Consider the following 18676-nt stretch of genomic DNA (forward strand, 5'->3'; position numbering starts at 1 on the left):
AATATATAGTTGCAAAGTGTTTTGGTGCAACTATATATTGATCTTAGTGGCGGGAATAATGAATTATGAAATTCATTAAATTGCTAATTATTTTAATAGGGAGGATGATAAGCATGAGTAATGATAACGATATGAATACAAAAGATTTTATAATAGGGGCGCTAGTTGGAGGAATCGTAGGTGCAGCATCTGCGTTATTACTAGCACCAAAATCAGGTAAAGAGTTAAGAGAAGATTTGAATTCACAAGCATTAGTTGCTAAAGAAAGAACTTCAGATTTAACACAAAATGCATTAGTTAAAGGAACTGAATATGCAGCGATCGCAAAAGAAAAGTCTTCTGAAATTGCTGATACTGTCTCTGAACAATCTACTCACTTATTAGGACGAGTAAGAGAACTAACGGAAAATGTAAAAAGAGATGTAGAAGAATTAAGCCAATCTGCTGACGAATTAACAGAAGAATTTCAAGAATCTGGAGCAGAAATTGCTGAAACAGTAAAAAGAGAAGTAGCAGAACTACACGAAGTTGTGACAGAACAAAGCGAAGTAGCTGAAACTGCTGCTGAAGAAAACGAAATAGAAAAAGCGTAACAAAATAATCATATAAATAAAGGTAAAAAGCTAGGGGAAGCCCTAGCTTTTTACTTTCTCCATCCATTTAATCTCGAGATGGTCTCCTGTATGAATTTGCGTCGAAAACGAAGCTTCGTTATCATTTCGTAAAATTGTTAGTGTCTTGTTTTGTTCACTAGAAAAGTTAAAGTCGATAAAACGGAAAATGTCCTGGAAAATAAAAGGCTCTTTTTGCTTTACATTAACGGTTATTTTATCGCCAGAATATATATAACTTTTTTCATGTAACGGCTCATCACCACGTATTACTTCAACAAGTGATTGAGATATTTGAATCGGCTTACCATTAAAATAAATCATGATTTCATGCATGAAGGGAATATTTTCATGGAGAAGTAGCTCTTCAACCGTTATTTGTTGTTTCAAAGTTTCATTGACAGTGATCGTATCTCCGTTCTGAACTGTTGTAGCTAGATTTGCCTTCTTATTATTTTTTAAAAGACAACTTTCGTCCCTAATAGTTATGTTTTTCCCATTCAGTTCAAAGTTGAGAGGTTTCACACTTTGAATGGCATCATATAACTTAAGGATATTTAAAGCTTCTTCGATCGTCACTTTTTCATTTATGACAATATCATCTCGATCTTCAATGATGTCCGTAAGTTGTGCTTCCATGCCGTTTTTTGCGATCGATGCTTTCAATGTGTAGTCTTTTTTGTTTATCGTAATCTTTTTACTTGGTAATACTTCAATGACATCCCTAACGGTTGCTGTTGCACTTCTTCCCTCTGCACCACTTTCAACGAAAATAATATCACCATCAACTAAAGGGGTATCTAAACTGCATCCTTGTCCATTTTTTTGTAAAGTTGGAGGCATGCCGTGTTCACCTGGAATTGAGATAAGTCTTCCATTTACTTTAACCATGATCGCCATACCTGGCTTTCCATAAAGTTTTGAAAGTTCAACACCAGCTGAAAGTAATCCATCTCCTACTGTCAATTGTTTAATATCAAAAAGCCGGATCTGTTCATTGTTTACTTTACAACTCACATATTCAACTGGACTTTCTTTCGCTGCAATAGCAATTCCGATTGGAGTTACAAGTTCAGGACCAGCTTTAAGGTTTTCTCGTATCGTTAAAGATTTAATTGCATCAATCCCTTTTATCGCCACTCTGTTTTCAGGTAATTGAAGCGATGCAGCAATCTTTTTTGCTAAATTAGGGGTCATACTACCACCACCGACTAACATCACAGCCTTAGGTGGTTTTTTATTTAAATTTAAAATTTCAGTAGTGATTTTGTAAGCAAGATTTTCAATCGCGCCTGAAATAGGTTCAACGACCTCCTCACGAGTATGTGTCGTTTCAAAACCTAGAATATCAGTTAGAACGACTTGTTCTTGAGTAGATAATTGCCTTTTTATTACTTCTGCATCTGGAAAATCGAGTAAAAAATGGTCGCTAATCGCTTCGGTAATTTCATCTCCGGCAACAGGAACCATTCCGTAAGCGGTCACCGTTCCTATATCTGTGATTGCAATATCTGATGTACCTGCACCGATATCAACGAGGGCAACATTTAACCTTCTCATCGTGGGTGGAATTAAGACATTAATTGCAGCAATCGGTTCTAATGTTAATGCTTCAAGCTCTAATCCAGAACGATTTAAGGCTGCGAGTAACGACTCAACGACAACCTTTGGTAAAAAAGTAGCGATCACCTCAACTGAGGCTATTTCTCCACTTTGATCGACTAAACTACCAATTTCTTCTCCGTCAAGTTGGTACGATAGTACGGAATAACCGACACAGTAATAATTGACACTTTTGCCTTCAAACTCTTGTGCAATTTCATACTGAGCCTTTTGAACCGCACTAAGCTCCAAATGTAAAATATCATCGTGCTCAAAAATCGGCTTTTTGGAAATATCAGCTTCAACTTTGGCTCGTTTCGTTTTTAAGGAACGGCCTGCTGCCGCAACACATACTTTTTTTAATTGACCATGTTTCTCTTCAAGTTTTTCTTTGATCGAAGTGATTACTTTTGTGACTGCGAGGACGTTATGAATTTGACCGTCAAGCATCGATCGTTCGTCATGCTCTTCAATTTCAATATCGAGTACTTCATAGTTATTTTTATTATTTTTTAATAAAAGTCCTACCACAGAGCGTGTCCCAATATCAAGTGCAAAAATTGGCGTTTGCTGATTTGTTTCCATTTAAACACCTTCTTAAGTTAGTTGGTTAGTTGGTTAGTTGGTTAGTTGGTTAGTTGGTTTGTTAGTCAGTCGTTAGTTTGTTAGTTAGGTTCCTGCCTGATTTTACATACTACAAGGCTATTATATATATTAGATAGTGACGGATGTACCGTCATGAGCGTTTTGTAAGAAAAATAAGCATGACAAAAACACTTTAACACTTAAAAGCGTTTAATTATTAAAGAAAAAGTTCGTGACAAGTAGTTTATAATCGTTTATAATAATCCGTAACTTATAAGAAATGTATCATATTTTTAGAAATTTTTAAATACTAAACAAGGAGTGGAGTTCGAATGGGTAATGAACAGTTAGAAGAGCTGAGAAAGAAATTAGACGATGTGAACTTGCAATTGCTAGATACAATTAATGAAAGAGCAAAGCTAGTTCAAGAGATAGGAAAGGTTAAAAGTGCACAAGGGGTTAATCGTTTTGACCCTGTTCGTGAAAGAAAAATGTTAGATTTGATTGCAGAAAATAATGAAGGACCTTTCGAAACATCCACATTACAGCATATCTTTAAACAAATTTTTAAAGTCAGTCTTGAGCTTCAAGAAGACGATAATCGAAAAGCGCTATTAGTTTCACGAAAGAAGCATCCTGAGGATTCGATAGTGAATGTTAAAGGTGAAAAGATTGGTGATGGTAAGCAACGTTTAATTGCAGGTCCGTGTTCAGTTGAAAGTTATGAGCAAGTTTCTAGCGTAGCTAAAGTTTTAAAAGAACAAGGTCTGAAGCTACTACGTGGTGGTGCATTTAAACCTAGAACGTCTCCTTATGACTTCCAGGGACTTGGTCTTGAAGGGCTTCAAATTTTAAAACGTGTGGCTGATGAGGAAGATATGGCTGTAATTAGTGAAATTGTTGATCCTAAAGATATTGAAACAGCAGTTGATTACATTGATGTTATTCAAATCGGTGCAAGAAACATGCAAAACTTTGAGTTATTAAAGGCAGCAGGTTCAGTCGATAAACCTGTCCTACTGAAACGTGGATTATCAGCAACGATTGAAGAATTTATTAATGCCGCTGAATATATTATTTCTAAAGGAAACGGCAATATTATTTTATGTGAACGTGGAATTCGCACTTACGAAAAAGCAACTAGGAATACGCTAGACATTTCAGCAGTTCCTATTTTAAAACAAGAAACGCATTTACCAGTTGTGGTTGATGTTACACACTCGACTGGAAGGAGAGATTTACTACTTCCAACAGCAAAAGCAGCGCTTGCGATTGGTGCAGATGCAGTGATGACAGAAGTGCATCCAGATCCTGCTGTAGCACTTTCCGACTCGGCCCAACAAATGGACTTTGGTCAATTCTCAAAATTCATGGGTGACCTTCGCGAATCAGGATTATATAAGCTTTAATAATGTTGAGAGCCTTCTACAATATTGTAGAAGGTTTTCTGCTTACAAAAAAGTATACTTCTTCTAAGCTCGAGTTATCCTAACAAAAAATGGCTTAGGAGTGATAAGGGTGAAGGGGATCATTGCTATTATTTTCGGACTAGTAGCTTTATCAATGGGGTGTCAAGGAGCAAATTATCAAGGGCAAATGGATACACCGATAGAATATTTCGATTTTACCAATCAAGGTGTTACTGAATATGAGTACGAACAACTGATTTCATTTTTGAAAGAAGCAGAGATAATGATGAGAAAACCTATTCATGATGCGTATGTTAATGAAAAAGGATTTAAAGTTTTTCCAGAGCAATTTACGACTAAAAACGATTTGTTTGAATATTATCAAACATATTTATCAAATGAATTAGCAGATACGTTGACTAGAAAAATAACCGACATAAGTAAAAGTGATAATCACAGTTTTTTAGCAGTATCAGAAGATGATATCGATTGGTATAGTATTTTTGATGCTGATCCGAAAACAATAAAAGTAGTTCTACATACGACTGTTCAAAGTGTTGTAGAAATGGATTTGAGAGAAGACGTAAATACCCGTTTACAATATACGATCATGAAAACGAGACTCGGCGAAAATCCGAAGATTGTTCAAAAAACTGTACTTTATAATTAGCTAGCTTTATTACGATTAAACTTAAAGTATTGTACAATAAAAATATTGTTTATCATATTTTTGGAGAAAGAGTATCGACAAAAAAATTCAATTCACTAAAAAAAAATCCGTTTCTTGTCGATATAAGTTGAGTAAAGAGATTGCAGACCTCCGAAATGTATCGTATGATAACATTAAAATTCTTGAAAATAGTGAAAACCATTATTTGGTATAAAAATTAGGAGGACTTAAGCAAAGTGAATACAACAATATACGATGTTGCAAGAGAAGCAGGAGTATCAATGGCGACTGTTTCACGTGTAGTAAATGGAAATCCGAATGTAAAGCCAACAACTCGAAAGAAAGTATTAGAAGCAATTGAAAGGTTAGGGTATCGTCCTAACGCTGTTGCACGTGGTTTAGCAAGTAAACGTACGACAACGGTTGGTGTGATAATCCCAGATATTTCAAGTATCTTTTTTGCTGAGTTAGCAAGAGGAATTGAAGATATTGCTACAATGTATAAGTACAATATTATTTTATGTAATTCTGACCAAAACAAAGATAAAGAAATACATCTTGTGAACACTTTGTTAGAAAAGCAAGTTGATGGAATTGTTTTTATGGGCGGGGAGATTACCGAAGAACATGTTGAGCAGTTTAAACGTTCGCCAGTTCCAATTGTTTTATCTGCGACTATGGATCCGGAGAAAGATTTCCCATCTGTAAATATTAATTATGAACAAGCAGCTTATGATGCGATCAAGTTTTTATTAAACAATGGTCACAAAAAGATTGGAATGTTAACTGGGTCTTTAGAAGATCCTGTAAATGGCTATCAAAAATATGCAGGCTTCCGTCGTGCTATTGAAGAAGCCGGGATCACTTTTGATGATGATTATGTCATTTTAGGGGATTACACATATGATTCGGGAATCGAAGCGATGGAAAAGTTTTTAGAGCTCGATGAAGTTCCGACAGCTATTTTTGCTGGGACAGATGAAATGGCCTTAGGAATCATTCATGGCGCTCAAGACCGCGGTCTACAAGTTCCAAACGATGTTGAAGTCATTGGTTTTGATAACACTAGGTTAGCGGCAATGGTACGTCCGACGTTAACATCGGTTGTCCAACCAATGTATGATATCGGGGCGGTATCAATGCGCCTATTAACGAAATACATGAATAAAGAAGAAGTTACAGATGAGGTTGTCTTACTTCCGCATCGAATTGAATTTAGACAATCAACAAAACAAACATAAAGAAAGAGAACGTTTTTTGTTGTAGTTAGGGAGAGGTTTATGAAAAAATTTGATATTTTTACTCCAATAGGTATTTTTATTGGTTTGACAATGGTGTTATTTGCAATTTTTACCAATTCAGAAAGAGGTATGTCTGACGTTGTATTTTTTATACAAATTGCTTCTTTTTTAATCGTACTGGGTGGTCTTACTGCTGCAATATTAATTAACTTTTCACTAGCTGATTTAAAGCTAATACCTAAAGTATTTGCTGAGACTTTTAGGTCAGAGCCTAAAGATTTTCCAGAGCTAATCAATACGTTTGTTAATTTATCAACTAAGGCAAGGAGAGAAGGTCTACTAGCACTTGAAGCCTCCCTTGAAGAAGTTGAAGATCCATTTATTCAAAAAGGGGTTTTACTTGCTGTAGACGGGATTGAACCAGAGATTATTAAAGATATAATGATGGCTGAAGTCGTTGCAATGGAAGAGCGCCACCGTAAAGGACGAGCAATTATTGAAAGAGCTGGTGAGTATGCACCAGCGTGGGGAATGATCGGTACATTGATTGGATTAGTTTTAATGTTACAAAATTTAACGGATCCATCGACGATTGGCCCTAATATGGCTTTAGCACTTTTAACAACCCTTTATGGTTCATTATTAGCAAATTTAGTATTTATTCCTATGTCTAACAAACTAGCAACTAAGACTGAAGAAGAGGTTTTTGAAAAGCAAATTATTATTGAAGGGGTTATTGGTGTTCAGTCAGGCCAAAACCCAAAAATTTTAGAAGAAAAACTTAGTGCCTTTTTACCGAAAACACAACAAAAGATAGAGGAAGAAGAGGAAGGGGTCACTGTTGATGGAGCGTAGACGTCAGCAAAAGCAAGGAGGACCAGCCAAATGGATTGTTACTTTTTCTGATTTAATGACTCTTATCCTAGTATTCTTTATTCTTTTGTTTTCAATCTCAGTGGTAGATGCGACTAAATTTCGTGCCATTGCTGAATCTTTTCAGGAACGAGCGATATTTGACTTTTACCCATCAATGATCCCTTTTGAAAATCCAGCTGAGGATATAGACGTAAAAAGAGACCCTCATGACGATGTTAATGATCCGTTTAAAGATGTTTCAGAAGGTGATAGTTCTGACCAAGAATTAAACAAACTCTATGAAGAAGTACGGAAATTTTTAGAGGGAAATCAATTAAATGAAGTAATTACAGCTTCCCGTGATGACCGAGGAGTAGTACTAGTTCTTCAAGAGAGAGCGTTATTTGAAACAGCAGAAGCTCAAATTTTAGATGGTGCTAGACCTTTTTTAAGCAAAGTTGGAACATTGTTAGAAACAATTCCGAACTTAGTTAAAGTGGAGGGGCATACCGATAGCCGTCCAATTAATACGTTTAGATATCCTTCAAACTGGGAACTATCAGGTGCCAGGGCAAGTAGTGTTATACGATATTTACTAGATAATAATAATAACCTTGAACCCTATCGCTTCATGGCAGTAGGCTACGGTGATACAAGACCGGTAGCTCCAAATACAACAGCTGAAAACCTTCAAAAAAATCGTCGTGTAGTCATTGTTATTTCAGACCCTAACTATAACGAAACTGAAGAATATTAATTTTAACGGCCTAGGATAAATCTTCCTAGGTTTTCTTTTTAGTTTTGTTCATGTACAATTTACATTGTAAAAGAACGAGCAATCTCCTTCTCTTCGCTTTAAAGCTACTGACCTCGATCACATCATGGCACGCTTCTGGGCAAAGGCCCCGTGCTGCTTTGCGACGAGTAACCGCAGGAGCACCTTCTAACGAATTTTAGAGGCTCGTTCAGGAAATCGCTCGTTCTTTTTCATTTAAATCCTTCATGAGGATTGTTGTCACCATTTAATAAGATATATAGCATACTGATCTCAAAACCAAAACCAAAAACTCAACACTCAAAACTCAAAACTCAAAACTCAGAAGGGATGTTATATGATGAAAATTGGAATTATTGGAGCAATGGATGAAGAAATAAAGTTATTAAAGGAAAACATTGAAGTGAAGGAAGAGGTAGTGAAGGCAACGATTACGTTTTACGTTGGACAGTTACATGGTAAAGAAGTTGTCGTGTGCAAATCAGGTGTTGGTAAAGTAAATGCAGCAATTACTACTCAGCTTTTAATTAACGATTTTTCGGTAACTAATATTCTTTTTACAGGGGTAGCAGGGGCTGTCGATCCTAAATTAAATATCGGAGACATTGTCATCTCAAAAAATGCGCTTCAGCATGATCTTGATGCTTCAGCTTTAGGATTTAAAAAAGGTGAGGTACCTATGTTTAACTATCCTTCACTTTTTCCAGCGGACGAAGCACTTGTCCAATTAGCTGAAAAAGGAGCAAAAAAACTAGATAACATAAACGTAGTAAAGGGAACGATATTAAGTGGTGATCAATTTATAGCAGATCATGAAAAGGTTGCTCAATTAGGTGAACTTTTTGGTGGTTCATGTGTTGAGATGGAAGGAGCAGCTGTTGCTCACGTAGCTATGTTAAATAAAATTCCATTCGTTATTATTCGTTCGATGTCTGACAAAGCAAATGGTGAAGCAAACGTTAATTTTACAGAGTTTACGAAGCTTGCTTCAGAACGTTCATTTTCTATTGTTCATTCAATCGTAGAAAATATATAAATGTAGCTTTCTACATACGAAAAAGGCGGACGATTTCCTTCACTTCGCCGTGACCTTCTAACGAATCTCAGAGGCTCGTTCACGAAATCATCCGCCTTTTTTTATACAAAACGCAAATAACGATATTCCGTCACCATCTAGAATGAAAATTGGAGGTGGATTTTCTTTCACTTCGCTGTAAACTTCTATCGAATTTTAGAGGCTCGTGAAAGAAAATCCACCTCCAAGCTATTATCATACAAAACCCCCATGGCGGGATGCCGCCACCATCTAATATGAAAATTAAGTCGAGGACGCGACCTAACCAACAAACCAACAAACCACAAGTTAACTTTTTGTTTATTTTGCTAAGTTTAAATGTTCTGAATTTTTATTTTGTGAAAAAACTTATTTATTGTTTAATGAATTACTTTCCCTTTTTATCCTTTCATTACGAATATGAGAAAGTGCTTTTTTGACAGTTAGTGCATTTTTTTCATTGATTTCCTTTTTCCTTGGGATTTCTGGGTAAATAGGTGGAGTGTCTTCCCAAGTATTCGGGAGCTCTACAGGAGCTTCTTTTTGCCATTTTTCGACCCATTCTTTAGGAAGTGCCCCTTTTGTAATTAGATTATCTGTCATCTCCATCCATAACATAGCCCAAGCTCGTGGGACAACGCGCCAAATGTCATATCCTCCACCACCTACTGCAATCCATTTGCCGTTACAATACTCATGAGCAATTTCGTGAGCTAACTTTGGGATTTCTTGATATATATCAATCGTTGAACAAAGGTGTGTTAAAGGATCATAGTAGTGAGAGTCAGCCCCATTTTGTGTAATAATTACATCTGGCTTAAAAAACTCGGCTACTTCTCGTAAAGAAGTTTTATAGGCATCTATCCAGGAAGCATCTTCTGTAAACGCATCCAAAGGTATGTTTACAGAATAACCATAACCTTTGCCACTTCCTCTTTCATTAATGTTTCCAGTACCAGGAAACAGGAAGCGACCGGTTTCGTGAATTGATAATGTACACACGTCGTCACAGTCGTAAAAAGCCCATTGCACCCCGTCACCGTGATGGGCGTCTGTATCAACATATAAAACTTTCGCTTGATATTTTTTACGCATATATTCAATGGCAATCGAACTGTCATTATAAATACAAAACCCTGAGGCTCGCCCTTTAAATCCGTGGTGGAGGCCTCCGCTTAAATTACATGCGTGCAAGTATTTTTCCTCCATAACTAAGTCAACGGCTGTTAATGTTCCACCAACTAAAAGGGAGGAAGCCTCATGCATATTTTCAAACACAGGAGTGTCATCGGTGCCGATACCATATGTATTAGCGATAGACGTTCTTAATTCGCCTTTACCAGCTTTTTTTATAGCATCAACGTAATCTTTATCGTGGATTAAATATAATTCTTCATCGGTTGCCATACGCGGTCGTATAATGTCTTGTTTGCTTAAGGCGTTACACTTATTTAATAGATCGAAAGTTAAATCTAAACGCTTTTGGTTAAATGGGTGGTCATCACTAAATTTATACGTTTGCTGTTCTCGGGAATAAATAAAAGCAGCATTGTTCATGGTGTCATCCCCGGTAAATTGGGCCAAATAATTTTATAGCCTTCTTTTTCAATATCAGTAATAACCCCCCGTGGATCCATTGTTTGCAATCTAAACACAAGAACTTTATGTTCGTAATCTTTTGTAGGATAAACTAAAACACTCGTAATATTGATATTTCGCTTTTTTATAATGGTAGCAATTTCAGCAAGCATTCCAGCAACATTTTCAACTTGTACTTCGATTTGTGAACTTGGCTGATGAGCTCCCATTAACTGTACTAAAGTGTGTAATAAGTCAGTTTCAGTAATAATCCCTACTAATTTATTGTCTTCTTCGATCGGTAAACATCCGATATGATGTTCATAAAAAATCGAAGAAATGTCCTCAACAAAATCAAGAGGGTGCCCCGTTATAACATTGGTCACCATAATTTTTGAAACTGGTTTTAAAAAATAGTCTTCATGTTTATCTGTATCAAAAATAGACGGTCTTGCATCGCGAATGTCGCGATCAGAAACAATTCCGATAAGTTCTTTTTTTTCATTGATGACTGGGAGGTGGCGAATTCGATTATTATCCATCAAATCAATAGCTTGTTGAATCGTTGTTGTGATATCAATACTAAATACATTACGCTTCATTATTTGTTCAACGATCATGAATTTCACTCCCTTTGCCAATATTGCATTTAACTTTTGAATTATAATTTATGAAAGAAGAGCAGCGGAGCTTAACTCTCAAAAACTCAAAACTCAAAATTTAAAATTTAATACATAAATCTATTCTGGAATCGGATAAGGTCAAATTTTTGAATGGATTCTTGAGGAACTCTCTTACCGATTCTTACCATAAGGCAGTTTGCTGGGTGGGAACATATTTCGGGATCATCAGTTGCATACCATATTAAACCACCAGCACTCATCATTTTTTCCATTACTTTTCTGTAATCCCAAATCGATAATCCTGTTCCTTTTAAGTCCCAATGCCAATAATATTCAGTAGTAATAGTAATATAATCTTCCATTGCGTCATCCATCATCGAAACTTTTAGTAAATTTTTACCGATTTTACATCCGCGATATGGTGCAGCAACTTCAATTGCTCCAAGTTCTATTAAATCCTCCATCTTACCTTGTGACCATCTTTCAAGTTCATCAGGGTAAACGAAAGTCGCATAACCAACGATTGTATCGTTATGTCGAGCGACGATTATTCTTCCTTCTGGAAGGTCAGCAATGCCTAAAAGAGCTTTTTTTTGCTTTTCTGATGGTCTAAACGCAGTTAATCCTTCATGAAACTTATACGTTTCAATTTCTTTTGCGGAAAGTGGACCTTCGATAATTAGTGTGAATTGTCCTGTTTGTAACTCTAGTGCATTGTACGTTTTTTGATGTTTCATTTGCACACCACCTTGAAGTAAAAGATTCAATAATGTCTATTATACATTAATTTTTGCATAATTTTAGCATTATAACGAATTTGACACATATTATTATGAAAGATTTTAAGAATTGAGAAAATTCATAATTTATATTACAATAAAAAAAATGGTATATAAAGGGGGAGTTTACACAATGAACATGGAGTTTATACCTGCTCTTAGAGGGAGCTTTAATTTAAATGATTATGAAAATGCTGTAGAGCATTTTGACTGGAGTGAAGTAGAAGCGAAGTTTTCATGGTTTAAAACTGGGAAAATCAATATCGTACATGAAGCAATTGACCGGCATGCTCTAAGCACAAAAAAAGATAAAGTTGCTTTATATTATAAAGATGAATATAGAAAAGAACAATTTACGTTTAAAGAAATGATGGAAATGACAAATAAAGCAGGAAATATGTTTAAGAAGTTTAATGTATTAAAAGGTGACCGAGTGTTTATCTATACACCACGTTCTCCGGAAATGTATTTTTGTCTTTTAGGTGCAATAAAAGTCGGGGCAATTGTCGGACCACTTTTTGAAGCGTTTATGGATGCAGCAGTTTACGATCGATTAAATGACAGTGAAGCTAAAATTTTAGTAACAACTCCTGAACTAGTTAGCCGTGTCCCTTTAGAAAAATTACCAAAATTAGAAAAGATAGTTTTAGTGGGAGATGAGATTGAGGAAACCGATCAAATTGTGAGCTTTAATAAACATTTCGAGGAAGCTAGTGATGAACTAGAAATAGAGTGGATGGATCGTGAAGATGGAATGCTCTTACACTATACTTCAGGTTCAACAGGGAAACCAAAAGGGGTTTTACATGTCCATAATGCAATGATACAGCAATATCAAACAGCACAGTGGGTGTTAGATTTGAATGAAGATGATATATATTGGTGTACAGCTGACCCCGGTTGGGTAACAGGGACTGTTTATGGAGTGTTTGGCCCATGGTTGAATGGTGTAACGAATGTAGTAAGAGGTGGGCGGTTTAATCCTAACGACTGGTATCAGACGATCGAAGATTACTCAGTTACTGTCTGGTATAGCGCTCCGACTGCTTTTCGTATGTTAATGGGGATTGGTGAGGAGTTAACGCAAAAATTTAATTTAAAATCACTACGTCATATATTAAGTGTGGGTGAACCGTTAAACCCTGAAGTCGTTCGTTGGGGATTAAGAGTGTTTAATTTAAGGATTCATGATACGTGGTGGATGACAGAAACAGGTGCAATGATGGTTTGTAATTATCCATGCTTAAATATAAAACCTGGTTCTATGGGGAAACCGATCCCAGGAATCGAAGCAGCAATAATTGACGACAATGGAAATGTACTTCCTCCAAATCGAATGGGGAATTTAGCATTAAAGATGGGATGGCCATCAATGATGAGATCTATTTGGAATAATCCTAATAAATATAAAGAATATTTTACGCATAACGGTTGGTATATTTCTGGAGATTCAGCTTATATGGATGAAGATGGCTACTTTTGGTTCCAAGGTAGAATAGATGATGTCATTAATACATCAGGAGAAAGAGTCGGACCATTCGAGGTGGAAAGTAAGCTAGTTGAGCACCCAGCAATTGCTGAAGCGGGTGTCATAGGTATACCTGATCCAGTTCAAGGAATGAGAATTAAAGCGTTTATTTCTTTACGTGAAGGGTATACGCCAACTAGTGATCTAGAAGAAGAAATTCGTTTATTTGTAAAAGAAGAATTATCTGCACATGCTGTACCGAAAAAAATCGAGTTTAAAGAGAAGCTACCTAAAACTAGAAGTGGCAAAATTATGAGACGTGTATTAAAAGCTTGGGAATTAGATTTACCAACAGGTGATTTATCGACGATGGAAGACTAAATGGAGAAGGGTGTCCTAAAAATTTGTCAGTCACCTTTGACACTAAATACAGACGAATGGCAAATAAATTTCGCTTGTATTTAGAATTTGTCTCTGGTGAACTAACACTTTCAGGACACCCTCTTCTAATGTTGTTTTAATTTATGCTTGTAAACTAACTACAAGGTGAAGGTTCTTTTGATTTTCTCTTAAAAATGTAAGGTCATCATTTAATGGATCAGGGATTATCTCCCCATCACCATTTTCATTGTCATCACCATTGTTGTTGTCTTCTCCGTCACTTGGAGGTTTATCTTCGTCCTCGTCATCTTCTTTCTTCTTTTCATTATCGCCTTCAGTGTCTTCTTCCTCTTCTATTGGGTCTTGCCAATCTCCGTTATAAACAACTGGCGAAGGTTCAGACTCACGACCTACTACATCAACAGCAGTAACTTTATAGGCATACGGACGAGAATGTAGATTCATAGAGAGTTCTTCATCTGATGTAATAGTCTTAATTACGGTATAAACATCAGTTCCAGTTGGTGCACCGTAAATTCGATAGCCGATAATGTCCTCATCTTCATGTTCATTCCATGAAAGATAATTATCATTAATAGTTACATTAGTAATTTGTTCAGGTGTTTTACCGTTATCTTCTGGCTCACGGTCAGGGATAAGCTTTTCCCAATGATCAGGAAGAAAGTCAAATATATTTTCATCTTCATCAAAATACTCACTTTTTATCGCAATACCCTCTTTTGTAAATTCACGAGGTGAACTTTCAAGAGCACGATAAGGTTTTCCACTAAGCATGACAAAGTCAACTCTCTCTAAGCTGTCATCGACTTTTGTCGGTACAAATTTTGAAATAAATAAGTCTGTTTGTACTAAACCAGCTTCACGACAAAGGTCTGATGGTAGTAACCCGGAAATACCACAAAATGATTGTCTTACAATTCCGCTAGGCATCTTAAATGATTCATCGGTGCCTATAAATTCAGGGTCAATATCATAGGCTGCATTGGCGAGTGCTGCCCAAATTCCTTGGGTTCGTGGACCGGTACGCCCTTGTAGCGTCCGTTGTGTATCGTATCCGATCCAAACCCCCATTGAAAAATTCGGGTTGAACCCTACATACCATGCATCATGAGTGAAGCTTGATGTACCAGTTTTCCCGGCTAAATCAGTTCGGAAATTTAACCTTCCAGGCAGCCCTGACGCTGTACCAGGAGACACTTGGACATCACGTAGCATATCAAGAGTTAAATAAGCAGTTTGAGGTGAGAAAACCTCAACTTCTGTATGTTCATGTTCATAAATGACTTCTCCATCTTTTGAGACGATTTTTTCAATCATGTAGGATGGTTTTAACTTTCCTTCATTAGCAAAAATACTATAAGCGCTCGTATTCAATTCAACAGAAGGACCGTTGGCAATTCCTCCAATCGCAGCTGGTTCATACGGCTCACCGCCAACTAAGTTAAAGCCCATTTTTTCAAGTGATTCTCTAGCAAAATCATGCGGTACTCGGTTAAATGCTCTAACGGCAGGAACGTTACGAGAACGTTGCAGTGCTTCGCGAGCTGTCATTAATCCTAAATGCTCATTATCCCAGTTTGTAATTTGTCTGCTAGGATCATTTTTGTAATTCATTGGTGTGTCTGCGAGTATAAACCCTGGTTGTACGGTACCTACCTCAATAGCAGGAGCAAAGGCAAGAATAGATTTCATTGTTGAGCCATTGGAACGAAACGGATTTCTTGTCGCATGGTTCGTTTGTTCACGCCAATAATCTCGACCACCTACAAACGAAATAATGGCTCCTGTTCGATTATCAAGTAGGACTGCTCCCACTTCTTCAGGCTCACCTAAATCATTTACACCACCAAATAAACTATGATCTGTTACGACTTCTTGATGTGCATCATAAATATCTTTATTAATGGTTGTATGGATTTCATAACCATTCCTTCGTAAGTCACGGCGAGCAGTTTCACGATACTCACGTAACGTTGCCGCACTTTTTTCAGCATCCTCAATTTCATCAATAACAATTCCATCATGTTCCATCATTTGTTTTGATAAGACTTCAATCGCTCTACGTTGTACTTCATCTAATAAAAATGGATACTCTTCTAATGTTGTTTGAGTAGGTTCAGTTAAATTTGCACGAATATCATAATTAAGTGCCTCATTAAATTCTGTCTCAGTGATATAGCCTTTATCTCTCATACGATTTAAAACAGTTCTCATCCGATTTAACGATGGTTCTAAATTTTCTTTTACACCACGGCCTTGAGATAAGAAAGGAGTATAACCAAATGGACTTTGAGGTAACCCAGCAATGTATGCAGCTTGTGGTATCGACAAATCACTAGCATCTACACCGAAAATCCCTTGTGCTGCAGCTTGAATACCTGCAATATTACGACCATTTGCATTTCTACCGAATGTAACAACATTTAAATACGCTTCTAATATCTCTTCTTTTTCAAAAAAGTTTTCAAGACGCAATGCTAATAAAATTTCTGCTGCTTTACGGTCGAACGATACTTCACTCGTTAAAATTTGATTTTTAATTAATTGTTGTGTTAATGTACTTCCACCTGTTTGGACAGATGCATTGGAAAATTCTTGGTAAGTTGCGCGCAAAATCGCTTTAGGGACAATGCCATCGTGTTCAAAGAAATACTCATCCTCTGTAGCAATAATTGCATTAATTAAGTTTTGTGATATATCTTCAAGGTTAATTTCCCTTCTTTCTATATCAGAGGGAAGATCACCTAAAAAGACATTATTTGCAAAGTAAATTTCTGAAACTTCTTCGTAATTATAAATATCCATTCTCATATCTTCTTTATTACGAATCGGCTCGTCCATCACAAGTGATGCAAAATAGCCTGCGCCTGCTGCACCGACAAACAGCATTAAAGAAATTAGCCCGATAAAAAATATTAATAATAAATTCCAAACTACTTGGTAAGTGATACGAAAACTTTTAAATAATTTTTTTCCATTTAAATAATTAACAATATTATTTATCGAAAATCGACGGTTAGATCGCTTATTAGTCATAGATAAATTACCTCCTAAATGATCAAAAATATTATAGCATACATTGTCGATTAATGGATATGTATGAAAGTTAAAAAGATTAGTTTGACAACGTTGTTATTTTTTGATAAAAATTGTATAATGCAATAAATTAAATAAGACAAAGCTATGAATGGACAATAGTAGTAAGCATTTCCCTGTTTCAGAAAGTTGGTGGTTGCTGCAAACCAATACACACTTGCTTATGAATTACTTCCAAGAGCTTCCTTTGTGAACAATATTTAAAAGGCTGTTTTCTCAAACACTGTATCTTTTTAGGGAAAAGTAGCAAAGGACGGTAAAACCGTTATATTTCTCGAGGTGGAAAGTACAATTTATACTTTCAACAAGGGTGGTACCGCGACTTTAAAGTTCGTCCCTTTTATGGGATGGGCTTTTTTTGTGTGGAAAAGATGGTTTGTGGTTTGTGGGTTAGTGGCTAGTTGGTTAGGACCCTCGCCCAAATTTCATCTTAGGTGGTGAGATGGTAGTCATTCGATGTAAAAGCATCAAATTAAACATAAAGAATAGGAGAGAAAAAAGATGGATTTATTAAAGGATTTAGAATATCGTGGCTTGATTAATCAAGTAACAGATTTTGAAGGATTACAAAAACAGTTAGAAGAAGGTCAATTAACTTTATATTGTGGGTTTGATCCAACCGCAGACAGTTTACACATAGGTCATTTATTAACAGTATTAACGTTAAGACGTTTCCAATTAGCAGGTAATAAGCCTTTAGCTTTAGTTGGAGGTGCGACTGGATTAATTGGTGATCCGAGTGGCAAAAAAGCTGAACGTACTTTAAATGAAAAAGAAATTGTTATTCAATTTAGTAATCGTATTAAAGGTCAACTATCTCGCTTTTTAGACTTTGATGGGGAAAATGCTGCACAAATCGTTAATAATTACGATTGGATCGGCAAATTAGATGTGATCTCATTTTTAAGAGATGTAGGTAAAAACTTTGGGATTAACTATATGTTGGCAAAAGACTCTGTAGAATCTCGCATTCAGTCTGGAATTTCCTTTACAGAATTTAGTTATATGATTCTACAGTCTTATGACTTCTTAAAACTATTTGAGAAGGAAAATTGTCGTTTACAAATTGGTGGAAGTGATCAGTGGGGAAATATTACTGCAGGGCTTGAGTTAATTCGTAAATCAACGACGGAAGAAGCGAAGGCTTTTGGTTTTACAATACCGCTCGTCACAAAAAGCGATGGTACAAAGTTCGGTAAAACAGAAGGCGGTGCGATTTGGTTAGACGAAGAGAAAACATCACCTTATGAGTTATACCAATTTTTCATCAATACAGATGATCGTGATGTTGTTAAGTTCTTGAAGTACTTTACTTTCTTAGCACATGAAGAAATTAATGCTTTAGAGGAAGAGGTGAGAACTGCTCCAGAAAAAAGAAGTGCGCAACGAAAACTTGCTGAAGAAGTAACAAAGTTAATTCATGGAGAAGAAGCATTAAGCCAAGCTATTCGTATATCTGAGGCTTTATTTAGTGGAGATATCGCTGCATTAAATGCCACTGAAATTAAACAAGGATTTAAAGATGTTCCTTCATATCAATGTGCAGAAGATGAAATTAATTTATTAGAGCTTTTAGTTGCTTCGAAAATCTCTTCCTCGAAACGCCAAGGACGAGAGGACATTCAAAACGGTGCAATTTACGTTAATGGCGTCCGTACAACTGAACTCGACAAAGTAATTACAAAAGAAGACCGTATCGAAGATCAGTTTACGATCATACGCCGAGGAAAGAAGAAGTATTTTTTGATTAAATACTAGTTATGAGTTATGAGTGAAGAGTTTTGAGTTTACTGAAAGTAGTGCTACTAAGCATCACTTCCAAACAACTCAACACTCAACACAAAAAAAGCCACGCTTTCGCGTGGCTTTTTTTGTCTAGCTTCAGGCACCATCGGTTCGACCACTTCAGTCAAGCTACTACCTTGAAT

14 protein-coding genes and 1 other annotated feature are annotated in these 18676 nt (G+C 36.3%); of the genes, 9 read left to right on the plus strand and 5 right to left on the minus strand.

Annotated features, from left to right (window positions below; genetic code table 11):
* Positions 1-113 precede the first annotated feature (113 nt).
* Entirely contained in the window at positions 114-593 is a 480-nt protein-coding gene (locus tag BKP35_RS12505) for a YtxH domain-containing protein (protein ID WP_071313696.1), read from the plus strand.
* A gap of 42 nt (positions 594-635) precedes the next feature.
* Here BKP35_RS12505 and pilM read toward each other — a convergent pair whose 3' ends face one another.
* Positions 636-2798 (minus strand): cell division protein FtsA, encoded by a 2163-nt coding sequence (gene pilM, locus BKP35_RS12510; protein ID WP_071313697.1) that lies wholly within the window; start codon positions 2796-2798, stop codon positions 636-638.
* 332 nt (positions 2799-3130) lie between these two features.
* On the opposite strand from pilM, the gene BKP35_RS12515 reads away from it, so the two are divergent.
* The 6 genes from BKP35_RS12515 to BKP35_RS12540 all read left to right on the plus strand — a co-directional run bounded on the left by BKP35_RS12515 (position 3131) and on the right by BKP35_RS12540 (position 8784).
* Positions 3131-4207 carry a bifunctional 3-deoxy-7-phosphoheptulonate synthase/chorismate mutase gene (locus BKP35_RS12515; RefSeq protein ID WP_071313698.1) on the plus strand — a complete coding sequence of 359 codons (1077 nt, stop codon included), beginning with the start codon at positions 3131-3133 and terminating at the stop codon, positions 4205-4207.
* Positions 4208-4316: 109 nt separating this feature from the next.
* The gene (locus BKP35_RS12520; protein ID WP_071313699.1) at positions 4317-4877 is read left to right on the plus strand and encodes a hypothetical protein; all 561 of its coding nucleotides are present in this window, start codon (positions 4317-4319) and stop codon (positions 4875-4877) included.
* A gap of 236 nt (positions 4878-5113) precedes the next feature.
* Positions 5114-6118, plus strand: coding sequence for a catabolite control protein A (gene ccpA, locus BKP35_RS12525; protein ID WP_071313700.1), 1005 nt, complete (start codon positions 5114-5116; stop codon positions 6116-6118).
* A gap of 39 nt (positions 6119-6157) precedes the next feature.
* On the plus strand, positions 6158-6973 hold the full coding sequence (motP, locus tag BKP35_RS12530; protein WP_071313701.1) for a flagellar motor protein MotP: 816 nt from the start codon (positions 6158-6160) through the stop codon (positions 6971-6973).
* Positions 6963-7730 (plus strand): flagellar motor protein MotS, encoded by a 768-nt coding sequence (gene motS / locus BKP35_RS12535; protein WP_071313702.1) that lies wholly within the window; start codon positions 6963-6965, stop codon positions 7728-7730. Before motP ends, motS begins: the two co-directional genes overlap by 11 nt.
* A 355-nt stretch (positions 7731-8085) precedes the next feature.
* The gene (locus BKP35_RS12540; RefSeq protein WP_337959647.1) at positions 8086-8784 is read left to right on the plus strand and encodes a 5'-methylthioadenosine/adenosylhomocysteine nucleosidase; all 699 of its coding nucleotides are present in this window, start codon (positions 8086-8088) and stop codon (positions 8782-8784) included.
* Between the two features lie 387 nt (positions 8785-9171).
* Here the strand turns inward: BKP35_RS12540 and BKP35_RS12545 are convergent, their stop codons facing one another.
* From BKP35_RS12545 to BKP35_RS12555, 3 genes are all read right to left on the minus strand, one after another.
* Positions 9172-10359 (minus strand): acetoin utilization protein AcuC, encoded by a 1188-nt coding sequence (locus BKP35_RS12545; RefSeq protein ID WP_071313703.1) that lies wholly within the window; start codon positions 10357-10359, stop codon positions 9172-9174.
* On the minus strand, positions 10356-11000 hold the full coding sequence (locus BKP35_RS12550) for an acetoin utilization AcuB family protein (RefSeq protein WP_071313704.1): 645 nt from the start codon (positions 10998-11000) through the stop codon (positions 10356-10358). Before BKP35_RS12550 ends, BKP35_RS12545 begins: the two co-directional genes overlap by 4 nt.
* Before the next feature lie 107 nt (positions 11001-11107).
* Positions 11108-11740 carry a GNAT family N-acetyltransferase gene (locus BKP35_RS12555; RefSeq protein ID WP_071313705.1) on the minus strand — a complete coding sequence of 211 codons (633 nt, stop codon included), beginning with the start codon at positions 11738-11740 and terminating at the stop codon, positions 11108-11110.
* Positions 11741-11915: 175 nt separating this feature from the next.
* Between BKP35_RS12555 and acsA the strand changes: the two genes are divergently transcribed.
* Entirely contained in the window at positions 11916-13631 is a 1716-nt protein-coding gene (gene acsA / locus BKP35_RS12560; RefSeq protein ID WP_071313706.1) for an acetate--CoA ligase, read from the plus strand.
* Positions 13632-13772: 141 nt separating this feature from the next.
* On the opposite strand, the gene BKP35_RS12565 is transcribed toward acsA, so the two are convergent.
* Positions 13773-16688, minus strand: coding sequence for a transglycosylase domain-containing protein (locus BKP35_RS12565; protein ID WP_071313707.1), 2916 nt, complete (start codon positions 16686-16688; stop codon positions 13773-13775).
* Between the two features lie 138 nt (positions 16689-16826).
* Positions 16827-17090, plus strand: a binding site (T-box leader).
* 159 nt (positions 17091-17249) lie between these two features.
* On the opposite strand from BKP35_RS12565, the gene tyrS reads away from it, so the two are divergent.
* Complete coding sequence (gene tyrS / locus BKP35_RS12570; RefSeq protein ID WP_071313708.1) at positions 17250-18506, plus strand: tyrosine--tRNA ligase; 1257 nt, start codon at positions 17250-17252, stop codon at positions 18504-18506.
* Positions 18507-18676 lie beyond the last annotated feature (170 nt).

Source organism: Anaerobacillus arseniciselenatis (assembly GCF_001865995.1).
In the GTDB taxonomy this organism is placed as follows: domain Bacteria; phylum Bacillota; class Bacilli; order Bacillales; family Anaerobacillaceae; genus Anaerobacillus; species Anaerobacillus arseniciselenatis.